The sequence below is a fragment of the Mesorhizobium sp. M2A.F.Ca.ET.037.01.1.1 genome, assembly GCF_003998075.1.
GTDB lineage: Bacteria > Pseudomonadota > Alphaproteobacteria > Rhizobiales > Rhizobiaceae > Mesorhizobium.
In genome coordinates, this window is record NZ_RZSA01001085.1 from 1 (window position 1) to 2,063 (window position 2,063).

The window sequence follows — 2,063 nt, forward strand, 5'->3', positions numbered from 1 at the left end:
ATTCAATTCAGTCCGATCAGCTTGGCGCCGTTGCGGAACAGAGCCTCCCCATCCCGGTCGAAGCGGAAGGTGGCGATGAAATCGTCGGCACGATAGTTCGGCAAGGTGCTGCGGATCGTGGCGGCGAAGGTCCGCGCCTCGTCATGCCGGCCGGCCAGCGCCAGGCAATGGGCGGCGATCGCCAGGATGATGACATGGGCGTTTGGCCTCGCGGCCGCCTTCAGCGCCCATTCGGCCGCCGCTTCGAATTCGCCCAGCCTTGCATGGGCCATGGCGCGCGCGCCCATCATGCCGAACAGCAGCGGATCGAAGGGGCTGAGGTGACGCGAATGGTCGGACGAGCCGATCGCCGATTGCGGGTCGCCCGACTGAGAATGAACGAAAGACAGCGCGTAATGGCCGAGCGCGAAATTGGGGCTGAGGTCGACGGCACTCGCCAGTTCCAGCAGCGCGCCGTCCTGCTCGCCGCGCAGCCATAGCGCGCGGCCCATCGCCCAGTGGGCGGCGGGGTTGCGGTCGTCGACCAGCAGGCTCTGGCCGGCGCTTTCGAAGGCAAGCGCGGTCTCGCGATCGCGGTCGCCCCAGCGCTGGAAAGCGTTCTGCCAATGGGTGAAGGACATGCCGGCATAGGCGCGCGCGAAAGTGGGGTCCAGCTTCAACGCTTCGCCGAAGAAATGCTGCGCGAGCTCGTTTTCCTGTCGGGTGAAGCGATACATGTGCCAGAGGCCGCGATGGTAGGCTTCCCAGGCATTGAGCGAATTGGGCGCCTTCAGCAACGCGCGGTTGCGCTCCACCGTCGCGATCTCGGCGGCAATGGAAGAGACGATGCTGTTGCCGATATCCTCGATGACGATGAAGATGTCGTCGGGCTTGTGCTCGAAGGTCTCGGCCCAGACGATCCTTGCCGTGCGGACCTCGACAAGCTCGACCGACACGATGAATCGGCCCGGCAGAGCTCGCACCGAGCCCGTCGCGACATAGTCGACATTCAGCCGACGTCCGGCGTCTTCCGGCGCAATGTTCTTTTCGGCGAGCGCGAAGACCGAGCCGCGGGCGATGACGAAGAAATCGCGAAGCTTGGCAAGCCGCGTGATGATGTCATGCGTGAGGCCGTCGGCAAGACCGCCACGGAAGCCGCCAGCGCCGGCGCTCTCCGCAAACGGCATAACCGCGAGCGAAGCCCGGCGCGTCGCCGCGGGCTCGGATTCGATCGCTCCAGCCGGCAGGTCCGGGGCCGGGAAGGGCGGCCCGGATCGGGCGCATGGCGTTGCGCCGGCGTTGCGGGCTCTTATCTCCTGCCAGGCCTCGCGCAACGGCGTGAAATCCAGCTCTTCCGAGTGGAACAGCTCCGCCGCCGTCACTAGGTGCTCTTCGCCGGCGCCGAACTGCCCGCGCCGTGCCAGGTTCTCCAGCAGCGCCACATGCGCGCGGCCGTCGAAGGGCGCAAGCTCCAGCCATTTGTCGATATAGGCGCCGGCCTCGTCGGCTCCCCGCGGAAGAAGGTCGATGATGTGCTCCAGAACCGCGACATGGGATGCGCTGAAACGGCGGCGCTGCGCCGTCAGCCAGCTGCCGAAATGCGGGCTGCGATCGACTTCCAGCCCGTCGAGGAAGTCGCCCGCGAACAGTTGCGCAAGCGCCCGCAGACGGTCGAGGCTAAGCGTCTCGATCCCTTCCGCCACCGCGGCAGCGGCCACGACGGCATCGACGCTCATATCGCCGAGGCGAAGCGCCGCGGTGTCGCCTTCCGTCTCAATCCGGCGCAGGCCGGGTTCGTCGAGCGCTGCGCGCAGTTTGCTCAGGCACCAGCGCAGCTCGCCGCGCGGATCGTTGGGCACGTCCCAGAGAAGCTCGCAAAGACGGCTGCGGCTGACGGGGCGCGGCGCCAGCGCCAGATAGGCAAGCAGCGCGCGCAGCTTGCGTGACGAAGGCAGCGCGACGGGAACATCGTCGCGCATGATCGCGAGCGGGCCGAGCAGTCGGATCGACAGGCGGGCTGCCTTGCTTTTCTGGGCCGACCAAACGGATTCCACGTCCGTTTCCACGCTCGCTCCCACGCTGAC

Annotated in this window: 1 protein-coding gene; it reads right to left on the bottom strand. The window is 67.0% G+C overall.

Going from position 1 to position 2,063, the window contains the following annotated elements:
* Window positions 1-2 precede the first annotated feature (2 nt).
* Entirely contained in the window at window positions 3-1,958 is a 1,956-nt protein-coding gene (locus EOA27_RS33675) for a transcriptional regulator (protein WP_126083737.1), read from the bottom strand.
* Window positions 1,959-2,063: the final 105 nt, after the last annotated feature.

Bases quoted from the DNA above. Each gene is read 5' to 3' on its own strand.
- EOA27_RS33675 (WP_126083737.1), bottom strand. From the start codon at position 1,958: ATGCGCGACGATGTTCCCGTCGCGCTGCCTTCGTCACGCAAGCTGCGC.